Source organism: Acinetobacter genomosp. 15BJ (assembly GCF_000400715.1).
In the GTDB taxonomy this organism is placed as follows: Bacteria; Pseudomonadota; Gammaproteobacteria; order Pseudomonadales; family Moraxellaceae; genus Acinetobacter.
Map to the genome: position 1 here is coordinate 35,964 of NZ_KE007344.1, position 22,682 is coordinate 58,645.

At 40.8% G+C, this 22,682-nt stretch carries 21 protein-coding genes; 11 read left to right on the forward strand and 10 right to left on the reverse strand.

From position 1 onward, the window contains the following. Nucleotides 1-54: 54 nt before the first annotated feature. The gene (locus F896_RS19390) at nt 55-972 is read right to left on the reverse strand and encodes a LysR family transcriptional regulator (protein ID WP_016162111.1); all 918 of its coding nucleotides are present in this window, start codon (nt 970-972) and stop codon (nt 55-57) included. Nucleotides 973-1,078: 106 nt separating this feature from the next. Here F896_RS19390 and F896_RS19385 point away from each other — a divergent pair, with 106 nt between their 5' ends. The 4 genes from F896_RS19385 to F896_RS19370 are packed head-to-tail and all read left to right on the forward strand — an operon-like array spanning nt 1,079 to nt 4,902. Beyond that, entirely contained in the window at nt 1,079-2,308 is a 1,230-nt protein-coding gene (locus F896_RS19385) for an acyl-CoA dehydrogenase family protein (protein WP_171069627.1), read from the forward strand. A 16-nt stretch (nt 2,309-2,324) separates the two neighbouring features. Beyond that, nucleotides 2,325-3,446 (forward strand): phosphotransferase family protein, encoded by a 1,122-nt coding sequence (locus F896_RS19380; RefSeq protein ID WP_016162113.1) that lies wholly within the window; start codon nt 2,325-2,327, stop codon nt 3,444-3,446. Beyond that, a complete protein-coding gene (locus F896_RS19375; protein WP_016162114.1) occupies nt 3,443-4,141 on the forward strand; it encodes a histidine phosphatase family protein in 699 nt (232 codons plus the stop codon). Before F896_RS19380 ends, F896_RS19375 begins: the two co-directional genes overlap by 4 nt. Before the next feature lie 17 nt (nt 4,142-4,158). Next, the gene (locus F896_RS19370) at nt 4,159-4,902 is read left to right on the forward strand and encodes an SDR family oxidoreductase (RefSeq protein ID WP_016162115.1); all 744 of its coding nucleotides are present in this window, start codon (nt 4,159-4,161) and stop codon (nt 4,900-4,902) included. 246 nt (nt 4,903-5,148) lie between these two features. Here F896_RS19370 and mpl read toward each other — a convergent pair whose 3' ends face one another. After that, a complete protein-coding gene (gene mpl, locus F896_RS19365) occupies nt 5,149-6,510 on the reverse strand; it encodes a UDP-N-acetylmuramate:L-alanyl-gamma-D-glutamyl-meso-diaminopimelate ligase (RefSeq protein WP_016162116.1) in 1,362 nt (453 codons plus the stop codon). A gap of 222 nt (nt 6,511-6,732) precedes the next feature. Here mpl and F896_RS19360 point away from each other — a divergent pair, with 222 nt between their 5' ends. From F896_RS19360 to F896_RS19340, 5 genes are all read left to right on the forward strand, one after another. Continuing rightward, a complete protein-coding gene (locus F896_RS19360; RefSeq protein WP_005186310.1) occupies nt 6,733-7,086 on the forward strand; it encodes a DMT family protein in 354 nt (117 codons plus the stop codon). A 136-nt stretch (nt 7,087-7,222) separates the two neighbouring features. After that, a complete protein-coding gene (purE, locus tag F896_RS19355; protein ID WP_016162118.1) occupies nt 7,223-7,735 on the forward strand; it encodes a 5-(carboxyamino)imidazole ribonucleotide mutase in 513 nt (170 codons plus the stop codon). A gap of 172 nt (nt 7,736-7,907) precedes the next feature. After that, nucleotides 7,908-9,029: a 5-(carboxyamino)imidazole ribonucleotide synthase gene (locus F896_RS19350; RefSeq protein WP_016162119.1), complete on the forward strand. Its 1,122-nt coding sequence runs from the start codon at nt 7,908-7,910 to the stop codon at nt 9,027-9,029. A 629-nt stretch (nt 9,030-9,658) separates the two neighbouring features. Then, entirely contained in the window at nt 9,659-10,627 is a 969-nt protein-coding gene (locus F896_RS19345) for an IS30 family transposase (protein ID WP_014538385.1), read from the forward strand. Between the two features lie 89 nt (nt 10,628-10,716). Beyond that, nucleotides 10,717-12,015, forward strand: coding sequence for a lytic murein transglycosylase (locus tag F896_RS19340; RefSeq protein ID WP_016162120.1), 1,299 nt, complete (start codon nt 10,717-10,719; stop codon nt 12,013-12,015). 51 nt (nt 12,016-12,066) lie between these two features. Here the strand turns inward: F896_RS19340 and F896_RS19335 are convergent, their stop codons facing one another. The 5 genes from F896_RS19335 to F896_RS19315 form a co-directional block, all read right to left on the reverse strand. Continuing rightward, entirely contained in the window at nt 12,067-12,450 is a 384-nt protein-coding gene (locus tag F896_RS19335) for a hypothetical protein (RefSeq protein ID WP_162180594.1), read from the reverse strand. 109 nt (nt 12,451-12,559) lie between these two features. Then, nucleotides 12,560-13,468 (reverse strand): matrixin family metalloprotease, encoded by a 909-nt coding sequence (locus F896_RS19330; RefSeq protein WP_016162121.1) that lies wholly within the window; start codon nt 13,466-13,468, stop codon nt 12,560-12,562. 385 nt (nt 13,469-13,853) lie between these two features. Beyond that, a complete protein-coding gene (locus F896_RS19325) occupies nt 13,854-14,765 on the reverse strand; it encodes a matrixin family metalloprotease (protein ID WP_016162122.1) in 912 nt (303 codons plus the stop codon). Nucleotides 14,766-15,146: 381 nt separating this feature from the next. Then, nucleotides 15,147-16,055, reverse strand: a complete 909-nt coding sequence (locus tag F896_RS19320) for a matrixin family metalloprotease (RefSeq protein WP_016162123.1) — start codon at nt 16,053-16,055, stop codon at nt 15,147-15,149. Then, nucleotides 16,052-16,468, reverse strand: coding sequence for a hypothetical protein (locus tag F896_RS19315; RefSeq protein ID WP_032881975.1), 417 nt, complete (start codon nt 16,466-16,468; stop codon nt 16,052-16,054). The genes F896_RS19320 and F896_RS19315 overlap by 4 nt, the downstream gene beginning before the upstream one ends. A 201-nt stretch (nt 16,469-16,669) precedes the next feature. Here F896_RS19315 and F896_RS19310 point away from each other — a divergent pair, with 201 nt between their 5' ends. Next, nucleotides 16,670-17,554 carry an MBL fold metallo-hydrolase gene (locus tag F896_RS19310; protein ID WP_016162125.1) on the forward strand — a complete coding sequence of 295 codons (885 nt, stop codon included), beginning with the start codon at nt 16,670-16,672 and terminating at the stop codon, nt 17,552-17,554. A 166-nt stretch (nt 17,555-17,720) separates the two neighbouring features. Here F896_RS19310 and dnaK read toward each other — a convergent pair whose 3' ends face one another. The 3 genes from dnaK to F896_RS19295 form a co-directional block, all read right to left on the reverse strand. Beyond that, on the reverse strand, nt 17,721-19,664 hold the full coding sequence (dnaK, locus tag F896_RS19305) for a molecular chaperone DnaK (protein WP_004803271.1): 1,944 nt from the start codon (nt 19,662-19,664) through the stop codon (nt 17,721-17,723). A 151-nt stretch (nt 19,665-19,815) separates the two neighbouring features. Beyond that, nucleotides 19,816-20,361 (reverse strand): nucleotide exchange factor GrpE, encoded by a 546-nt coding sequence (gene grpE / locus F896_RS19300; protein ID WP_016162126.1) that lies wholly within the window; start codon nt 20,359-20,361, stop codon nt 19,816-19,818. A gap of 159 nt (nt 20,362-20,520) precedes the next feature. Next, a complete protein-coding gene (locus F896_RS19295; RefSeq protein ID WP_016162127.1) occupies nt 20,521-21,414 on the reverse strand; it encodes a LysR family transcriptional regulator in 894 nt (297 codons plus the stop codon). A 107-nt stretch (nt 21,415-21,521) separates the two neighbouring features. Between F896_RS19295 and F896_RS19290 the strand changes: the two genes are divergently transcribed. Continuing rightward, nucleotides 21,522-22,376: an MBL fold metallo-hydrolase gene (locus tag F896_RS19290; protein ID WP_016162128.1), complete on the forward strand. Its 855-nt coding sequence runs from the start codon at nt 21,522-21,524 to the stop codon at nt 22,374-22,376. Nucleotides 22,377-22,682: the final 306 nt, after the last annotated feature.

Below are 22,682 nucleotides of genomic sequence, written 5' to 3' on the forward strand. Positions count from 1 at the left end.
ACACTTATCTTTATAGAGCAGAAACAAGCGAGAAACGAGATACACTCGCTTGTTTTAAGCAAAGATTTTTAGAATTTCTGTGCGTAAGAATTGATGGCGTGAATTATGTTTCACCTGCTCATGCCAATACATGCCCATATTGATTCTAGGGAGTTCAATCGGCAGTGCATGAATGTGTAAATTATCCGAATAATGCAGATGTTTGAGAATACTTTGCGGAATGGTCAAGATCGCATTCGGATATTGAGCCAAGACTTGCAGCGCCGTTGCATAGTGTTGGCAACGCAGAAAAATCTGCCGCGACAATTGCTGCCGATTTAGATAAATATCTTCCAGTAGTAAGCCTGTGCGCCGTGATGACACCCCAATGTGTGGTGATGATAAATACAGTGATAAATCCATGTCTTGCTGTTGGGTGCAGACCACAAAATGGTCCTCCATCAGGTTTTCAAACTGTAAATGATCCTGATGGGGCTGTACCAGATCAATGACAAAATCAATTTGTTGGGCGGAGAGATCCGCCAGCATGTTTTTACGATCCAGCTTGGAACTCAGAAACTGAATATCCAGATTCAATTGGGCAAAATGATGGACCAGTTGCGGGAAAATAATGGGTTCGATTTCATCATGAATGGCAATTTTCAGGCTTTGCAGCATGCTCGGCATAAAGTCTTGCTGAGGCACTGCAATTTGTTGAATCGCCAGTAATGCTGTTTGAATCGGCTGATAAATTTGCTCGGCATAGGGGGTTGGAAGCATTTTTTGCCCACTACGGACAAATAGATCATCTCCGAGTTGTGTACGTAGGCGCTGTAAGGCATGGCTGACCGCAGATTGGCTAATACAGAGCAGTTGTGCGGCTTTGGAAATGCTTTTTTGCTCAAAAATGGCAATAAAAAGTGGATATAGATTGATATCGATACGGTGAAAGTGCGCCACTTCCAGTGGACTAGTATTATGAATCTGATTCATAGTTTTGCATAAAATAAAATCATTTCATTCATAATAAATTTTCGCTTATGGTGATGTAAAGCAGCGAATTGAGCTTCGCCAAATTTTTACCTTGAGGGAAATGATGATGTTTGCATTATCTGAACGCGCACAGGATTTTATTGCACGAACGCAAGCCTTTATTCAACAAGAAATTGAACCGATCGAAAAGACATTCTGGGATGAAGTACATCATCGCAATGTTGATGGTGACTGGACTAAGTGGCAGTGGCCAGCCCAACTCGAACAACTGAAAAGCAAAGCCAAAGCTGCGGGCTTATGGAATATGTTCTTACCTGATGCTGAACTGGGTGCAGGCTTATCGGTACAGGAATATGCACATATTGCGGAACTCACAGGACGGAGTTTACTTGCACCGACAGTGTTCAACTGTAACGCGCCTGATAGCGGCAATATGGAAGTGTTATGGCGCTATGGTAGTGACCAGCAAAAACAACAATGGTTGCACCCCCTGCTCGCTGGCGAAATCCGTTCAGTATTCTGCATGACTGAACCTGCGGTAGCATCCAGTGATGCAACTAATATGCAAGCCACGGCGGTGATTGAAGGCGATGAGATTGTCTTGAATGGACGCAAATGGTGGTCATCGGGTTTGGGAGATCCGAATGCCAAAGTGATTATTTTCATGGCTTATACCCCAGACCCAAGCAAAGACCGTCATCATCAACATTCGATGGTATTGGTGCCAATCGATACACAAGGGGTAACAATTGAAAGAATGTTGCCTGTGTTTGGTGACTACGATGCCCCGCATGGGCATGGACAGGTTAGTTTTGACAATGTGCGTGTGCCAGTGAGTAACTTTATTGGCGGTGCTGGGCAAGGTTTTGAAATTGCCCAAGGGCGTTTAGGGCCAGGGCGGATTCATCATTGTATGCGTTGTATTGGCGCAGCAGAGAAAGCCTTGGAGCTGATGATTGATCGAGGCATGTCACGCAAAGCTTTTGGCAAAGAAATTCTGAAATTGGGCGGTAATTTAGAACGGGTCGCAGATGCACGTGTACAGATCGATCAAGCTCGCCTATTAACGCTGTATGCCGCTTATAAGATGGATACCTTAGGCAATATGGCGGCTCTGACAGAGATTTCTGCAATTAAAGTAGTGGCACCGACGGTATTACAACATGTGGTCGATATGGCGATTCAAATTCACGGTGGCGAAGGTGTTTCACGCGATACCCCACTGACTGCATTTTTCAATCAAGCGCGTAGTTTACGTTTGGCCGATGGACCTGATGAAGTCCATAAAGGCATGATTGCCAAATTAGAACTCAAAAAACGTGGCTATACTCGTTGATAAGGAAAATACAACAATGACAATGATTGATATCGGTGGACAGGTTCGTAAAGGTGAAGAACTGGATATTGCAGCGGTTGAAAGCTGGTTAAAAAACCAAGGTGTAGATCTGCAAGGACAGGCACAAGTGACCCAATATTCAGGGGGTGCATCGAATTGGACCTATCGGCTGCAGTATGACAATGCAGATCTCATTTTACGTCGTCCACCTAAAGGGACCAAAGCCAAATCTGCGCATGATATGGCGCGTGAATACAATGTACAGAAGCATCTTGCACCGTTCTACCCTGTCCTGCCTGAAATGATTGCACTGTGTCAGGACGAGAATGTGATTGGCTGTGACTTCTATGTCATGAAACGGATCGAGGGCATTATTCCACGTGCCAATTTACCTAAAGAATTACAGCTGGATGAGTCACAGGTACAGCAACTTTGCCTGAATGTCTTAGATAAATTGATTGAGCTGCATCAAGTACCTTATCAAGGTACAGAACTGGAAAAACTGGGCAAAGGCGAAGGCTACTGCCGCCGTCAGGTCGAAGGTTGGGATGCGCGTTTTAGTAAAGCATTTACACCCAATATCCCTGATTTTGCTTTTGTACGTGAATGGCTACAGCAACACATTCCTGCTGATGCTAAAACCTGCGTGATTCATAATGACTGGCGTTTTGATAATGTCATTTTAGATCCACAACAACCGACTCAAGTGATTGGGGTACTGGATTGGGAAATGGCGACATTGGGTGATCCGTTGATGGATTTGGGCAGTGCACTCGCCTACTGGATTCAAGAGGATGATGATGCTTTAATGAAATCCAGCCGCCGTCAACCAACCAATTTAAAAGGCATGCTGACACGACAACAGGTGGTCGATTATTATCTGGAAAAAACAGGTCTAAAGCCTGATAACTGGGCATTTTATGAAGTGTTTGGTTTGTTCCGCTTAGCAGTGATTGCGCAACAGATCTATTATCGTTATTACCATCAGCAAACCGATAATCCAGCCTTTAAAGACTTTTGGATCATGATTCACGCCTTACATATTCGGGCTTTAAAACTGATTGCGCAAAACAATCCGCAAGCACGACCATTGATTGCTGAATATGGCGCAAAACTACAGGATATTTTAAAACAATGACCACAATTTATTTGGTACGACATGGGCAAGCGTCTTTTGGTGCAGCAAGTTATGACCAGCTTTCAGCCAAGGGTGAACAGCAGGCACAGGTTGTCGGTGATTTTTTTAAACAGACTCTGAAGCAAACACCGCTGATTGTGGCAGGTTCGATGCAACGTCACCAGCAAACAGCGCAATTGGCCTTAGCCCAAAGTTTTCAGAATGCACCGATTCAAACAGAGTCGGCTTGGAATGAGTTTGATCATCAGCATGTGTTTGCTCAATACGAACCGCGTTTTAATCAACCTGAATTGCTGAAACAGGATGTCGATTTGGTGGCCAATCCACGTGCTTACCTAGCTAAAATCTTTGATGGCGCGATTGATCGCTGGATTGGAGAGCAATATGACCATGAATATCATGAGACCTGGTTAGACTTTCAATCGCGTGTAGAAAGTGCCTTACACGGTTTGTGTCAGCACATTGATGCCACACAACCACGTCAGGCAGTGGTATTTAGTTCTGGCGGTGTGATTTCTGTGGCGGTCGGTCAGGTGTTGGGACTGAATGCCAAACAGATTTTTGCGCTGAATTGGTCGATTGCTAATGCCAGTATTACGACACTGCGCTGGTCAGATGATCGTTTGCAATTACTCAGTTTTAATGAGCATCATTATTTGAAAGCGCGTGATGCTGAACTTTTAACATGGATTTAAAAAAATAGGTGGCAGGCATGGCAAAGACGATTTTAATTACAGGGGCAAGCTCGGGCTTGGGCGCAGGTATGGCACGTGAATTTGCCGCCAAAGGCTACAATCTGGCGCTTTGTGCACGACGTTTAGAGCGTTTGGAAGCCTTACAACAACAGTTGCAAAGCCAGTTTTCGATTCAGGTCAAGATTAAAACCCTTGATGTGACCCATTATGATGATGTGTTTACGGTGTTCCATGCTTTTCAGCAAGAATTTGGAACGATTGACCGGATTATTGTCAATGCTGGTGTTGGCGATGGTCGCCGTATTGGCAAGGGGCATTTTGATGTAAATCGTGCTACCGCTGAAACCAATTTTATTTCGGCACTGGCGCAATGCGAAGCGGCAGTTGAAATCTTTAGAGCGCAAAACAAAGGTCATTTGGTGGTGATTTCTTCGATGAGTGCAATGCGTGGTTTACCCAAGCATTTATCGACCTATGCCGCCAGTAAAGCCGCGGTGGCGCATTTGGCCGAAGGGATTCGTGCCGAGTTGTTGAATACGCCAATTAAAGTCTCGACGATTTTCCCAGGTTATATTCGAACTGAATTAAATGAAGGTGCCAAGAAATTACCATTCGAAGTGGATGAGAAAACAGGAAGCAAGGCTTTGGTGAAAGCCATTGAGAAGGAACCTGTGAAAGCTTATGTGCCACAGTGGCCGTGGTTGCCAATGGGGATTGCAATGAAGATTTTGCCGTTGAAATTGGTGAATAAACTAAGTTGATTGCAATTTTAAATGCATAGACAAATATGTTTATTCGGTAGATTGCACAGCCTCATATAGACTGAATAGTTGACTTGTTTGAGTATAGGCGTTTCCTTACTTTTCAAAGATGAAAAGTAACAAAAATCTTTTGTTGAGCAGAGGGTACATCCATGTCACCCCTGCTCAACTGGCGGCATCCATGCCGCCTGTCACGATAGTGAATACCGTGACAAAGTTAGATGATGAAATGGGCTACTGGCTAGATTATGACAAAGCCGTAATTAACTTTTGGTGTAAACCACCAAAACCGCCATTGGACATGATCACCACAGCATCGCCCTCACCTGCTTCATTCACCACACGGGCAATGATCTCATCTAAAGAGCGGCTAACTTCCGCCTTGTTTGCTGATGCTGAGATCACCGGTTGTAGATCCCAATCCAAGCCTTCTGGTTGATACCAAATCACTTCATCCGCTAAACGAGCAGAATGTGCTAAACCATCTTTATGGCTGCCCATACGCATGGTGTTAGAACGTGGTTCAATAATCGCCCACAGCTTACGTTCACCTAGACGTTTACGTGCACCGTCCAGTGTGGTTTCAATCGCAGTTGGGTGATGGGCAAAGTCATCGTAGACTTCGATGCCACGCACCGTGCCTAACAGTTCCATACGGCGTTTAACACCACCGAAGTTGGATAAGGCTTCACAAGCCTGTTCAAGGCTAACACCTACGTGTTGTGCAGCAGCAATGGTTGCCAATGCATTGGCAACACTATGTTGCCCTGTCATGTTCCACTTCACTTCACCTACCACTTTGCCGTGCTCAAGTACTTTAAAGTGACTGCCATCGGCACTGATCAGTTCAGCTGATAAGGCGGCTTGGTCATTTGGCTCAAGACTGGTGCGAACCACAGGTGTCCAGCAGCCTTGCTGCAAGACTTCATCAATATTGGTTTCAGTGATTGGTGCAATAATACGACCTTCGCTTGGAATGGTACGCACTAAATGATGGAACTGTTTTTGAATCGCAGCCAGATCATCAAAAATATCGGCGTGATCAAATTCAAGGTTGTTTAAAATCGCTGTTTTAGGATGATAGTGAACGAACTTAGAACGTTTATCGAAGAAGGCAGAATCATATTCATCTGCTTCAACACAGAAATATTGACCGCCACCTAGACGTGCACTTTCACTAAAACCCAGTGGTACGCCACCGATCAAGAAACCCGGATTTAAACCTGCTTGGTCAAGCACCCAAGCCAGCATGGTGGTGGTAGTGGTTTTACCATGTGTACCCGCGACACCAAGTACATGTTTGCCTTGGAGTACATGATCGGCCAAGAATTGTGGACCAGAAATATAAGGCAGGCCTTCATTCAGCATGTATTCAATCGCATCAATACCACGTTTCATGGCATTGCCGACAATCACAAGATCAGGATGCGGTTGCAAGTGGCTACGATCATAGCCCTGCATCAATTCAATACCTGCATTTTCAAGTTGAGTTGACATTGGTGGATAAACATTAGCATCTGAACCTGTGACTTTATGTCCTAAATCTCGTGCTAATAGAGCCAAAGACCCCATAAATGTGCCACAAATACCCAAAATATGCAGATGCATAACGCGCCTTCTCCACTGCTTTTCATACAGCACTGATATCGTATGTATGATTGTCGTTATCAATAAAAATCAAACGCAACGATAGCAAGGCTTGCATGGAAAAGATAGTCAAAATTCGTTGTTGTTGTTTAGTTCTAATTGCACAGATGAATGCTAAAATTTCAGCGTTTTTACAAGCATTTCATCTCTGCTGTTCAACCCTTCTCTGGATAAAAGCACATTATGTTGAGCCCTACTCTTTTAGCGTTATGCTTGTTGATTATTTCCAACTGTTTTATGACCTTGGCGTGGTATGGGCATCTGAAAATTCTGCATGATGCACCCATTTGGCAGGCGATCTTATTTAGCTGGTGTATTGCGCTACTGGAATACAGTTTTATGATTCCTGCCACCAAATTGCTCAACCAGCATGGTTGGAGTTTGGGTGAAATGAAGATTACTCAGGAAGTCGTGACGTTAATGGTGTTTGTGCCCTTTATGATCTTTGTGTTTAAACAACCCTTCAAACTCGATTACATCTGGGCGATGCTGTGTTTAATGGGTTGTGTCTACTTTGTTTTTAGAAATCAAAGCTAATTTTTCGAGGCGTCAGTTAACGCGTTCTTTTGTTGGGGATGCCTGAAAAAACCGCTATAATATGTGCCAATTTATTCCCTTGTGCTTGGCGTAAGTCGAGATACTTGTCTATTTTTATCATGTTTTGGAAAAGCCAATGAATGCGGTCGCAACAGATAGCCAACCTTTAGTCGGAATTATCATGGGTTCTCAATCAGATTGGGCAACACTTGAACATACCGCTAACATGCTCAAACAGTTGGGTGTTCCTTTTGAAGCTGAAGTGGTTTCTGCGCATCGTACGCCAGATCGTTTATTTGAATATGCTGAAACAGCTCGTGAACGTGGTATTCAGGTAATTATTGCAGGTGCCGGTGGTGCTGCACATTTACCAGGTATGTGTGCTGCTAAAACTGATTTACCTGTATTAGGTGTACCTGTTAAATCATCGATTTTGAATGGTGTTGATTCGCTGCTTTCGATTGTACAAATGCCAGCAGGTATCGCCGTAGGTACATTGGCAATTGGTCAGGCTGGTGCGACGAATGCTGCAATTCTGGCGGCACAGATTTTAGGTTTAACTCGTCCAGACATCGCTAAAAATGTGGCTGACTTCCGTACTGCACAAACCGAAAAAGTATCGAGTAATAACATTCCTGGTCATGAATGAGGATAAGCAAAGCGACGCTTTGCCCGAATGCAAGACGAGGACTTTGTCCGAGTAAGAGGATAAGCAAACTTAAAGCATTGCTTTAAGGCTTAGCCCTGAGGAGCGTAAGCTCCGCAAGAAGACGAGTAAGAATGTTGCTTTAAGGATTTGCCCGAGCAAAAGAGTTACAGATATGAATAAAACGATTGGCATTTTTGGTGGTGGGCAGCTAGGCCGTATGATGGCGCAAGCAGCATTACCACTTAATATTCAATGCACCTTCTTTGAAGCAGAAACAGATTGCCCTGCTGCGATTTTGGGTCCAGTCTTTTCGAGCCAAGTGGCACAGGGATTACAGGATTTTATTGCAAGCGCAGATGTATTTAGTCTTGAATTCGAAAATACGCCTGTTGCAGATGTGGATGTTTTAACACAAAGCAAAACCTTGCACCCTCCTCGCCTTGCTTTGGCGACTGCACAAAATCGTTTGGCTGAAAAACGTTTGTTTGATGAGTTGAATATTCCTGTTGCGCCGTACCGCGCTGTGGACAGCTTAGAGAGCTTAAAACAAGCGGTATCGGATCTTGGATTACCAATCGTATTGAAAACCGTAACGGGTGGTTATGATGGTAAAGGTCAATTCGTTTTACGCACTGAAGATCAAATTGAGACAGCTTGGGCTGAATTAGGTCCTGCAAAAAGTCTGGTGGCAGAAAGTTTTGTCAAATTCAGTCGCGAAGTATCAATCATTGCGGTACGTGGACAAAATGGTGATGTGAAAACTTGGGCTTTGGCTGAGAATCACCATCATAATGGCATCTTGTCACACTCAATCGTACCTGCACCAAATAGCGCTGATTTACAGCCTGTTGCGCAAGACTATATTACCCGATTGCTGAAGCACTTAGATTATGTGGGTGTTCTCACACTTGAACTATTTGTGACGGAACAAGGTTTATGCGCCAATGAAATGGCGTGTCGTGTGCATAATTCAGGTCACTGGTCGATTGAAGGTGCGATTTGCTCGCAATTTGAAAACCATATCCGTGCGGTTGCAGGCTTACCATTGGGTGCAACTGAAGTCATTCGCCCAAGTGTGATGATCAATATTATTGGTCAGCATCCTAAGTCAGAAGATGTTTTGGCGCTGAATGGCGCGCATTTACACCTCTATAATAAGTCTGAGCGTACTGGCCGTAAGTTGGGACATATTACTTTAATGCCAAATCATTCAGATGATTTAACCGGTTTATGCCGCCAATTGGCGAAAATATTACCTGTTCCATTGGCATTAACTGATGAAATGAGCATCTAAACTTATCCACAGCACCTAAAAAAGCGATCTTTGGATCGCTTTTTTTATTTCATATGCTTTTAAATTTAAAAATATAGAAATGATTTGTTGTGGATAACTTGTTTTTGATATTTTGAATTTAAAATGATGGCTGTTGTTTGAATTTAAATGACAGTGGATAAGTATTTATGGATTTTAAATTTAAAATGAGAGTATTGTTTTAAATTTAAAGTTGAGTGGTGATTGGCTTTTAAATTTAAATTATTGGGTTGTGGATATCTATTTACGCTATAATTATTTTATAAAAAATATGGATTTGTTGTCTTTGTAGGGCTTTGTTTGAAGCAATCGCTCATTTATATATGGAAAAATGAATTTAAAAGTGGATAATTTTTTAAATTTAAAAGCGTCGTATTATCCAGTGGTGGTGCTTTTGAATTTAAATAGGTCTTGTTGATAACTTTTAAATTTAAAATAAAGGCTGAATTATGAATTTAAAAGCAGTGTTTTAAATTTAAAACTGAGAAATGAATTCAAAGGGCAGAGTAAAACTTGAAGTGCGACATAAACCACCTAATTAATTTAAAGGGTTTATGGAGTATATAAAATTGTCATACCATCATCTTAACTTTGAAGATCGTACTGCATTAATGCTTGAGTCAAGAAAAGAAGGCTTTTCAGCCAGAAAATTTGCTGAACTCATTAAAAGACATCCTAGTACGATCTATCGTGAGCTTAAAAGAAATAGCATCAATGACGTTTATCAAGCTCGATATGCTTCTGATAACACCTTCGCTAGACGTAGACGTGGTCACAGAAAACTCAAAATCGATTCAATCCTCTGGAAATTTATTGTTGAAGCGATCCGTTGTTTATGGTCTCCTCAGCAAATAGCAAAGCGTTTAAAGACATTTCCTGATTTGGATCAAACAATGAATGTAAGCCATACAACGATTTATTCAACGATACGAGCATTACCAAAGGGTGAGTTGAAAAAAGACTTATTATCCTGTCTGCGTCATGAAAATAAAAAGCGAAAAGCTAACGGTGAACCTAAAAAAGATTCTATATTACAGGATATTAAAACTATTCATGAGCGCCCAGCCGAAGTTCAAGAAAGAAAAATACCGGGTCATTGGGAAGCTGATTTAATTAAAGGTAAAGACAATAAAAGTTCGATAGCAACACTTATTGAACGAAATACACGGCTCTGTATCTTGGCAACATTACCTGATGCAAAGGCAGAATCAGTGCGCAAGGCTTTAACTGAAGCTCTGAAATATTTACCTGCAGAACTGCGTAAAACGTTGACCTATGACCGTGGACGCGAGATGGCAGAACATAAAATACTTGAAGAAGATTTAGGCATAGATGTATATTTCTGTGACCCACATTCACCCTGGCAAAAAGGCACATGCGAAAATATGAATGGTTTAATTAGGCAATATTTACCTAAAGGGATTGATTTAAATCAGGCAGATCAGCATTATTTAAATCAAGTTGCCATGTCACTGAATACTCGTCCTAGAAAAGCGTTAGATTGGCTTACACCATTAGAGAAATTTGCTCAGCTTGTTGATTATCATAAGACTTTTCAAACTGTCGCACCTCATGTTTGAATTCGCCAAGTTACGTTTCCAAACTATACATCTTCATATAGCGTGTTAAGGTGGAGAGGAAATTTAAATTCAAAAGTTTTGGTTCAGTCATGAAACGTCATTTTTCTTTTTTTCTAGGCACTGCCTTATTTACTTTGTTTAATCAGGCGCATGCCGAGCTTGTGATTAACGGTGCAACAGTTTCGACACCGACCACAACAGCAGCTGTTGCCAGCAGTAATTATACGCCAAATTCCAATTTTCAGGGCTGTATTGCCAATCTACGTTCACAGGCAATTGCATCAGGTGTATCAGGTGCAACCTATGATCGCTATACGCAAAATTTAACGCCTGATTATTCCGTGATTGATAAATTAAATTATCAGCCTGAATTTTCGACACCGATCTGGGATTATTTATCTGGCCTTGTGGATAATGAACGTGTACAAGCAGGACAGCAAAAACTTACTCAACATCGTGCCGTCTTGAACCGAGTTGAGCAGGCCTATGGTGTACCTGCTGAAACAGTCGTAGCCGTATGGGGCGTCGAAAGTAATTATGGCGATATTTCGGGTAAGTATCCTTTATTACAGGCCTTGGGTACTTTGAGCTGTGAAGGTCGTCGTCAAAGTTATTTCCGTGGTGAGTTTTTTGCCACTATGCGTATTTTACAACGCGGTGATTTAACCCAAGATCAACTTTATGGTTCATGGGCTGGTGCGTTTGGTCATACTCAGTTTATGCCATCAACGTATGAGCGCTTAGCCGTAGATTTTGATGGTGATGGCCGCCGTGATTTGGTTTCAAGTACCACGGATGCTTTAGCTTCAACCGCTAATTTCCTAAAACGAGCAGGGTGGCAAACCGGTATGCCGTGGGGTTTTGAGGTTAAAATCCCGCAAGGCATGTCAATTTCTGGTGAAAGTCGTCGCAATAAAAAACCGTTGAATAGCTGGATTGCGCAGGGGGTCACCCGTGCTGACGACACTGCGTTGATTCAAGGCAATTTATCGGGTAGTACGCCAGCGGGACTGATTTCACCAGCGGGTGCCAATGGGCCAGTTTTTCTGGTGTTTAAAAACTTTGATGCGATTTATAGTTATAACGCGGCTGAAAGCTATGGTTTAGCTATTGCGCATCTATCTGATCGTTTACGTGGTGGCACGCCATTTTTAACCGCTTGGCCAACCGATGATGCGGGGACATCCCGTGCAGAACGTCGTGAAATTCAACAGTTTTTAGTGCAGCGTGGCTATGATATTGGTGCTGTTGATGGTTTGATTGGCGATAAAAGTCGTCAGGCCATTCGTCAAGAGCAAAGCCGTCTTGGCTTAAACCAGACTGGACGCGCAGGGCAGCAGATTTTACGTGCGTTCCGTCAGGAGCAGGCCAAGCAAATGATGAAATAAATTTGAAGTTGATAATTAAAAAAGGTCTGCCCATGGGCAGACCTTTTTTAATTAAGGTGCAGCATCTAATTTAACTGCTTCTAAAATATCAAAAATTACCGCTGTTACATCTTGGCTTAAATCACGATCATTAAAGATTTCATAAGCTGTGATAGTGACATCAGTATCACTTGGTAATTGTTTTTGTTCTTCTTCAATCAAGTGCTCGATGGGCAATAGCGTTTGTTTGATTTCAAGATGCAATACTTCATCATAAGCAAGATTTTCATCTTCAAGCTCTAACTCTTGCTCATTGAAATAGGGAATTAAGATGGCATGGAGATAAGGGCTAATATCTTGAATATTCAAGAGTTCGATATCACGAGTCTGTTCAATCGTACTGATGTGGTCGTTCACTTCAATTAAGATATGATAATAACTCATGCTGATCTCCATTAAGGCTAAGATGATGTTTTATCATCACAATAACATGAATAAATCAAAACAATCGACCCATTCTTGTTATTGCTTAGCAGATCATCTTATATCTACCTATGATGTTCGATTAATCCGCCAAACCTAATAGCTTTAGATCAGTCTCAGTCAGTTGAAAATCTTTTGCATCCTGATCTTTAATTCGTGGATACATCAAAGATCTTGGATCACGGGTATGCTTTAGACCCAAAGCATGACCAAATTCGTGTGCTAAGGTCAAACGTAAGTCATCAGTTGATGAAAATTCATAAATAAAAATCTGTTTTCCATCAAATTGACCTTTGTGTAGCACTTCAGGCTTAAAAGTCTCATTAAACTCATTTACAGAAGCACTTAACTGTTGATGGACTTGTTTCGATTTTTCAGCCTTTTCCTGACTTTGCTGGACTTTATGATTGTATTCAGTAATTTTTGCCTGCAATTTCTGAGCTTGTTGCTGCAACTGTTGTTGCTGTTTTTGCAGTGCAGTGAACAATGCTTTATTACTGCTGTCTGCCTTATATTGCGCTAAGCCTTGCTGATATTGTTGAGCCTGATTTTCGTAGGCTTTCTTTTGCAGTTCAAGTTGAGCATTGCTTTCTGCTAAATCAGCATTGCTTCTCTGCAATTTCTCATTTCTATTCAACCAATTCTGTTGTTCCTGCTCAAGTTGACTCAAACTTTCAGCACGTTTCATGCTACGAATTTGGCGTTGGTCAAAAACCAGATTAATCACAAAATCTGCGTCAGGATCATACACAAAATATTTTTGACCCGTATTCTTTTCCCAAATTGCAGCAGCTTGTTTACTTAAGTCGATCATTTGTTGTTGATCGATGTTCAAACGCGGGTCAAGTTCAGCAATACGATAGCGTAAGGGTTGTTCTGTGTTATAGCGAATTTGCGACTGTGCCGGAGCAGTCGAGCTAATTTTAGCAAAAGTCGAGACTGGGGCTAGCAAGGTAAAACACGCAGCCATAAGGAGAGATAAAAGACGCATAATAGGAGATAAAGCTTGAAAGAGGTCACATTTTAGTCAAAAAAAATCAGTAGTCAAATTGATGGAAGATAGTTCAATTTATGAGTTTTAGCGATATTTCTGGAAAATGAATAAAAATACATTTGTAGACATATCAGTAAAAAATCGTGATAAAAAAACAGGATTTGTTTATTAAATGATCTAAAACCAATGTGAGAACAACTGTTTATTTTTTATTTTTAAGGCATTAAATCTTTAATGGATGATCAAAGTAAGCTGCAAAAATATTTTTTTACATCTTAAAAAATACATTCTATTTCACATAAAATATTTATTTATTTGTACAAAAACTATACTTAGAGTCTAGTCAATGTTAATTCTTGTAAAGAAAAACCTGCTGTTGCTATCAATAAATGGCTTTTACCAAATCTTTATCAGAATCTGTGAGTGCAAATTGCTGGAAGTTTTGTTTTTGAATGACAGGGTACATTAGCGAGCGTGGATCATTGGTATGCTCTAGACCGAGTGCATGACCAAATTCATGTGCTAAGGTCAAACGCAGATCATTGGTAGAAGAAAATTCATAGATCAAAATCTGTTTACCGTTGAAGTGTCCTTTATGGAATAAATGTGGTTGAAAGACCTGATTAAATTGGCTTGCCGATGCAACCAGTTGTTGATTGGTTTGATTTAGATTTTGAATGCGTTGATTGAGCTGTTGTGTACGCTGATTATGTTCTTGAACTTCGCGTTGCAATACTAAAGACTGTTGTTCTAGAGCCTTTTGCCTTTGTGAAAATTGTTGAGCTAAATCTTTAGAATTAGAACGGGTTTGGTTGAAACGCAAAACCTCTGTATTGTATTGCTGAAATTGGAGATTGAGTTGTGCCTGTTTGCTGGCGATTAAAGCAGTTGTTCTTTGAATTTCCTCTTTGACTTGTTGTAATTGTAGATTTTGATTTTCCCACTGCTGTTGCTGTTGCTTAAGTTGATCTAAGCCTTGTAAACGATCCGTGCTGCGTTGTTGACGTTCATCAAAGATTAAATTAATGCTGAATTCAGCTTGTGGATCATAAATAAAGTTTTGTTGTCCTGTTTCTTGTTCCCAAAGCTTGGCTGCTTGCTGGGTGAGTTCGAGGACTTGTTGTTGACTTAAATTAAAGCGTGAATCAATGTCGGCAATACGATAATGCACTATTTTTTTTGTGGCTTGGTGTTGATGTCCATCTATATGATTGATATTTGCTTGAGCGCTGCTTAACTGAGGTAGGCTCGCACTCAAACAAGCAATAAAGAATGCTAGATAATGAACTCGCATGGTGAAATCCCCCCAAATAAAACTTATTTTTCATCATTATTTTGTGGGCGTCAAAATGCTATGTATTTAATAAATAAAACTAAAAAATGTGATTTTGTTCTAATAAATAAAAAATTGGATCGAGTGATATGCACAATAAAAAAATGAATAACATGTTTGTTTTTTGATCGTAAGTTAAAAAATATCAACGGATTAAATTGATAATGGCAAAAAATCCTTGAGTAGAGAGCAAAAAAATGGCCAATTGTTAACTTTTGTAAAATTTATGCAAAGTTGAAAAGTTTTTTACTTTTTAGTTAAAAATTGCTGGATTGTGACATTTATAGTCCATCCAATTTGAGCCATTTTTTAGAGCGTTGAGGCCATAACAATTTATTGGGACTATCTTGCTAATAAAAGAGAGAGGTCTGCTTGGGTCAAACGGAAATGCGCGGTGTCTTGATCTTTCATAATGGGATGCATGAGTGCTTGTGGATCATCACTATGTTCTAAGCCCAAAGCATGGCCGAACTCATGGGCGATGGTTAAACGTAAGTCATCTGTTGATTCAAACTCGTAAATTAATATTTGTTTGCCATTAAACAAGCCCTTATGAAATAAATGGGGCTTAAAGCGTTGCTTATACTGGCTGACTGAGGCATTGAGCTGCTGGTCTAAACTATTCAACTCATCCACTTGCTGATTTAACTGAATGATTCTCTGATTATATTGAGCAATTTCTTGCTGTAGTAACAGCACATTTTGCGTTAAGGTTTGTTGCTGTTGTTGAAAATAGTCCTGATTAGCAAATGAGCTGGGTTGCTGTCGTGCATTGTGTTGTTCTTGATTGTAGTGTTGGATTTGCTGATTCAGTTGTTGCTGTTTAAAGTCGAGAAGCTGTTTACTGCGCAGGATTTCCTGTTCAATCTGATCAAGCTGCCGCTTTTTTTCTACCCAGTGTTGTTGATTCGATTCAAGTTGGCTGAGGTGTTCTCGGCGTTGTTCGCTTTCCATTTGACGCTCATCATAAATCAGGTGAATCGCGAGTTGAGCATTGGGATCGTAAACAAAATAATCTTGCCCAGTACCATCTTTCCAGATTTGTGTCGCTTGTTGGCTAATGCTTTTTACTTGCTCGATACTGAGTTTAAAACGCGGGTCGACTTCGGCAATACGATAGCGTAGGCGTGTATCTAGTGGACTGGCGATACGGTCTGTCAGCGAGTTAAATTTAAGCTGAGGGTGTTGGCGGGTTTGATAGCCAGACCAAAGCAGAAATAGCACCAATACAAGAAGGAGGATGAATTTCATTCGTTATTTTTGGAAAATAGAGGTTGATATAGGCTTGGTACCATTAAAATCCCCCAGATCAGTGTAGAGAGAATATTGCCTAGCTCATAAAAAATGGCGCCAAACCCAGATATAAATGTTGAAGAATAACTTGGTAAAAGATAAATAAGTAACAGTGGGAAAAAACTATAAACGTAAAGCTTTCTCGCCCATTGTTTAAATAAAAGTAAGCCGATGAATACAATAACAAAACCAAGCATAAGTATGCCTGAGATGACAAGTTCCCAGTTCTGAGGATCTTTTGATACGAGGTCGCTTATTGCAATGGATGTTTCATTGTAAGCATCAAATATTGAGCTGATAAAAATACAGATCAGTGAAAAAATAAATATTAATCTAAATTGGGTTTTGCTGATAACGGGATCGGTTTTCATCTTCTCTCTAGGTATCATTCTTTTAGTATTTTGGATTATACCGAAATATAATTTCATGTATATCAAACTAATCCTGCAATATTTAGGCATGATGCCGCCATTTCAGTTTTTGGATTCTGCTTGAGATTGACTCATATAACTGCCATATTGAAGACAAAATTATCGATTCTGACAATTACAATAAAATGCAAAGGAACATGCATGCTGAAATATCTACTCAAAGCGCCTGAGACCGCATGGGCGGCAGTTTCACCTGCACCCGCAAAGGCAGAAAATCTAAAAATTAAATATTTGGGCACGGCAGGCTTTATTTTGTCTGATGCCAATCGAACTTTAGTGCTTGATCCTTTTATTAGCCGCCCAAGTCTTTGGCAGACCTTTACTCAACCCTTATCTAGCGATCCAGCATTGGTCAAACACTTTATCCCTGATGCGGATGAGGTACTGATTGGCCATGCACATTATGACCATATTCTAGATGCCGCAGAAGTGTGTAAACAAACAGGCGCTCGCCTAATTGGTTCACAAGCCAGTGTGATGTATGGGCGTTCTGCAGGTTTGCCTGAGCAACAGATGCAAGCCACACAGGGAAGGGAGGTCATTCACTGTGGTTCGTGGCAAGTGCTTGGTTTACCTTCAATCCATGGCAAAGCCTTGTTTGGTCGTGTTCCATTGCCAGGAGATATGACTGCACCACCACCATATCCACCGAAGTTTCATCAGTTACGCCATGGTTTGGTCTTGAATTGGTGGATTGATACAGGACAACTGCGCGTTGTTCACATTGATTCCGCCGATTTTATCGAGCAAGAGTTGCAGGGTAAACAAGCTGATATCCTGTGTTTATGTGCAATCGGACGCAAATATCGTCCAAACTATGTCAAAGATGTGGTGCGACTATTGAAACCGAAATACATTATTCCATGTCATTGGGATAGCATGGTGACGCCGATTGATGACGTTCCTCAGTTGTTGCCAGGGGTGAATATTCCTGAGTTTATTGAAGAAATAAAAGCGTGTGGTGTAATACCTTTGTTTATGCCGATTCTAGGTGAGCTGTATTTTGATCAATCTAAATCAATCTAATCGCCACTTTCTATACATTGGTTTTAATTCATTGTTAGCGCAGTCCAACAGGGTAGTCTCCATGCCGCCTCTACAACAGCGAAAACTAATTTGAGTTTAAATATTGATTATAAAAATTTAATACAAAAAAACCGCGCTTGCGCGCGGTCTTTTTTAAAGAGACAAATTATTTTTTGTCATCTTTTACTTCTGTGAACTCAGCATCTACAACGCCATCGTCCGCTTTTTGTTGTTGACCCGCATCACCACCTTGGAATGCATTTGGATCAAAACCTTCTGCGCCGCCAGCACCTTGAGCTTGTTCATAAGCACGTTGAGTGATTGGCATCAAGATGTTTTGTAAAGCTTCAGTTTTCGCTTTGATGTCTTCAACATCATTTTCTTTAGTTGCTGCTTCAAGCTCAGAAACCGCAGTTGTGATCGCAGTTTTTTCATCTTCAGTGACTTTGTCACCAAGATCTTTTACTGCTTTCGTCGAGCTAGAAACAAGAGCATCTGCTTCGTTACGTGCTTTTGCCAACTCTTCAAACTTACGATCTTCTTCAGCATTCGCTTCAGCATCTTTAATCATTGCTTCGATTTCAGCATCAGACAAACCTGAGTTTGCTTTGATCTGGATCGATTGCTCTTTACCAGTGCTCTTATCTTTAGCCGATACTTTCAAGATACCGTCAGCGTTGATGTCGAACGATACTTCAATTTGCGGTACACCACGTGGAGCAGGTGGGATATCGCCTAATTGGAAGTTACCCAACAATTTGTTTTGTTGAGCCATTTTACGTTCACCTTGGAACACTGAAATGTCTACAGCAGGTTGGTTATCAGCAGCAGTAGAGAATACTTGAGATTTCTTCGCAGGAATCGTCGTGTTTTTCTCAATAATCGCTGTTAATACGCCACCCATGGTTTCGATACCAAGTGTTAATGGGGTTACGTCTAATAAAAGTACGTCAGTTTTGTCGCCAGACAATACTGCACCTTGAATCGCTGCACCAATCGCAACCGCTTCGTCAGGGTTCACGTCTTTACGTGGCTCTTTACCGAAGAATTCTTGTACTTTTTGTTGTACAAGTGGCATACGAGACTGACCACCCACTAAGATCACGTCAGAGATGTCAGACGTTGAAAGGCCTGCATCTTTAAGCGCAATACGGCAAGGCTCAATCGTACGAGCAACTAAGTCAGCAACCAAGCCTTCAAGTTTTGCACGTGTTACGTTGATCACTAAGTGCTTAGGACCAGTCGCATCAGCTGTGATGTATGGAAGGTTGATTTCAGTTGCATTCGATGAAGAAAGCTCGATTTTTGCTTTTTCAGCAGCTTCTTTCAAACGTTGTAACGCAAGTGGATCATTTTTCAAGTTCACACTTTGTTCTTTCTTGAATTCTTCAACCAAGAATTCAATTAATGCGTTATCAAAGTCTTCACCACCAAGGAAAGTATCACCATTTGTTGATAACACTTCGATTTGTTGGTCGCCATCAAGGTCAGCGATTTCAATGATTGATACGTCGAATGTACCACCACCTAAGTCGTAAACCGCGATTTTACGATCGCCTTCTTTTTTGTCCATACCGAACGCAAGTGCCGCAGCAGTTGGTTCGTTGATGATACGTTTAACATCAAGACCTGCGATTTTACCTGCGTCTTTAGTTGCTTGACGTTGTGCATCGTTAAAGTAAGCAGGAACAGTAATAACTGCTTCAGTTACTGTTTCACCTAAATAGTCTTCTGCAGTTTTCTTCATCTTTTTCAAGATTTCAGCAGAGATCTGTTGAGGCGCTAATTTTTTATCGTTTACTTCAACCCAAGCATCGCCATTGTCTGCTTTGATGATTTTGTAAGGTACAAGACCGATGTCTTTTTGTACCGCTTGATCTTCGTAGCGACGACCGATTAAACGCTTGATTGCGAATAATGTATTTTTCGGGTTGGTTACCGCTTGGCGTTTCGCGCTTTGACCAACAAGGATCTCGCCATCTTTATATGCAATGATCGATGGAGTTGTACGCGTACCTTCTGCGTTTTCGATTACTTTTACTTTATCGCCTTCAAGTACAGCAACACATGAGTTGGTAGTACCTAAGTCAATACCAATAATTTTTGCCATTGTTTGTGTTCCTCTAAAATTTTGTTGCAATGTTTTGCTTGTTATTCGATATGAGAGTCAATTGGTATTTTTCAAGCATTTTTATGAAAAAAAATCAAAAAACTCTCAGATTCGTACGCTTTTGAGCAAATAAACGCTTTGCTCACGTAGATTATTGACCCACCATCACCATCGCTGGGCGAAGTAAACGACCATTTAAGGTGTAACCTTTCTGTAAAACAGTGCCAATTTGATTGGCTTTAGCCGTTGGATCGATACCGACAGCTTGGTGTAAATCAGCATTGAAACCATTTTGGGTATCTGCTTCAACAACACCAAATTTTTCTAGTGTGGTGAGTAATGATTTCAAAGTCAGCTTAATCCCTTCAAGTACGGGTGTTTGTTCTTCACCCGCAGCTTGAATTGCACGTTCTAGGTTATCGACAGAATCCAATAATTCTTTCGCAAATTTTTCTAGCACAGTCTCTTTATGCTTTTCAGACTCACGTTGAATGCGTTCAACACTCTTTTGTGCTTCATAAACAGCATTGGCTGTACGTGCTTTTTCGAGTTTTAAGCTTTCTTCGAGTTTAGTGATTTGAGCTTGTAAATCTTCAACGCTAAGCTCGTTTGCTTGCTCTACACCTTCAGCTTGAGTTTGTTCAGTTTGTTGCTCATTTTGAATGTCTTGAGCTTGCTCATTGTGCTCATTAGCCATTGATGATCTCCGTTGAAAAAAGTTCTTAAACATGTACAGTCCTTCTGGCGTTAATGCTCATAGGGGTAAACCCGAACTGCCACATCTTGGTCATTCATAGATAGGGATGAAGTATGGGCAACGCGACAAAATTCAAGCGTTCAGGTCGATTTAAATCTTTTAATTTTGCTGATTTAAGTAAAAATTTAAGTTTTCAATCACAAAAGCAATAAATTCTTGAGTGATTTTTGGTAAATGTTGTCTGGATGCATAAACCAAAGATAAGGTGAGATCGGGTGCCGAAAAATTGGTAAACACCTGTTGCAAACGTTGCTGAGCAATATCTTTACGCACCAGCAACGTTGGCAGCATCGCAATACCTTGTGCCTTAAGACACATCTGATAAAGCGCAATCACATCATTGCTTTTAAACGTAACATTTAAAGGGTAGTTCTGGGGTTGCTGATCTGTATCAAATAAGGTCCAGTATTGGTTGTGTGTGTGATGGGCTATGCATTCATGTTGAATGAGTTGACTGGGATGTAACAGGGGAGTGTGGTCTTGTAAGTAATGTGGGTGTGCGCAAAAAGTGGATTCAATTTGACAGACTGGGCGGGCAATCAGCCCATCTGCGACTTTCTGGGTAATGCGTAGTGCCAGATCCACATGAGCATCCATCAGGTCGACGGTATTTTCCGTTAAATAGACATCAAAATGAATCTGTGGATAGCGTTTTTTAAATTGCTTGATACATTCATTCACGCCAAGCTGAAATAAAAATAAGCCACAGGTAAAACGGATGGTACCGCTGTGCTGTTCTGGCGCGGCTAAGCCTTCTAATAGTTGTTGCTGTTGTAAAATATTTTCGCAATAGACCAAAGCTTTTTCACCAGCAGGGGTGAGTGAAACTTTACGGGTATTGCGTTGAAACAGACGCGTCGAAAAAGTTTGTTCGAGATGGTCTAAGTAACGGGAGACCATCGCTTTAGAATAATCGAGATGTTCAGCAGCTTTGCTGAGATTGCCTTGATGCGCAATACAGACAAAGACTTGGATCGCTTTTAATGTGTCCATCGTTATTATCATTGTTGCAAGATATGCAACATTTTATCTTAATTTAGTGTATTTATTTAGCAATAATTGCAATTTAAAGTGTTCCTTATCAGATTGGAGACGATAAGATGAATACCAAACCTTATATTATTGCTTTATCCACGTTAGCGGCAACATCTACAGCTTTTGCGCAAGATTTAAAAATTCAAAACTTTCTGGCTCAACCAGAACACTTTGGTGTGACCTCAACCTTAATTGAAGGTGATAAAGAGGTCTTATTGGTGAATGCGCAATTTTCTAAATCGGAAGCATTACGTATTGCAGCCGATATTTTAGATAGCGGTAAAACATTAAAGACCATTTTTGTCAGCTATGGCGATCCTGATTTTTATTTTGGTTTGGATGTATTTAAGCAGTACTTCCCGAATGTACAGGTGATTGCGACCCCTGAAACGGTGAAGCATATTCAGGATACGCAAGCACTGAAAGTACAGTACTGGGGACCAAAAATGGGTGCCAATGCACCGAGCAAGATTATTGTTCCGCAAGTGTATACGGCTAAAACCTTAAAATTAGAAAATGAAAATATCGAAATCAAAGGTAAGAAAGAACTCACTTATTTATGGATTCCGAGTGCCAAAGCTGTTGTCGGTGGTATCCCAGTGTCATCGGGTATTCATCTTTGGACTGCGGATACCCCAACAGCCAAAGATCGTGCAGAAGTGGTACAGACTTTAGAGAGTATCAAAGCCTTAAATCCACAAGTGGTGGTACCTGCACATATGAAAGTAGGCGCAGCGGAAGGTCTTGATGCGGTGAATTTCTCGATTGACTATTTAAAGCAATATGAGAAAGCGGTAAAAGCCAGCAAAAATTCAGCTGAATTAATTGGAATTATGCAAAAACAGTATCCAACTTTAGGTGAGTCGAGCAGTTTAGAGTTGGGCGCCAAAGTGGTTAAAGGTGAGATGCAATGGCCTTAAACCAAGCTAAATAAATTGAAAAACCGTGATCAGAAGTCACGGTTTTTTTATGAATGCTACATTTATTTTTAATCAAAATTACGCAATTGTAATCTTTTAAGCAGATTGTACGGTGTTTCTATGAATTATAAAAAAATAAGATAATCGCTTTTTAACTGAAAAAATAAAACTAAAAACCGTGAAATTACTTTAACTCTAATGCTTTAGCGATTTTGAATGTTTTTTTTAATATGTGAAATATGAAAAGAGTTGATTTAAGAAAAATTGCAAAATAGAGCGGCTTACATAACAAACTGCAACTAATCC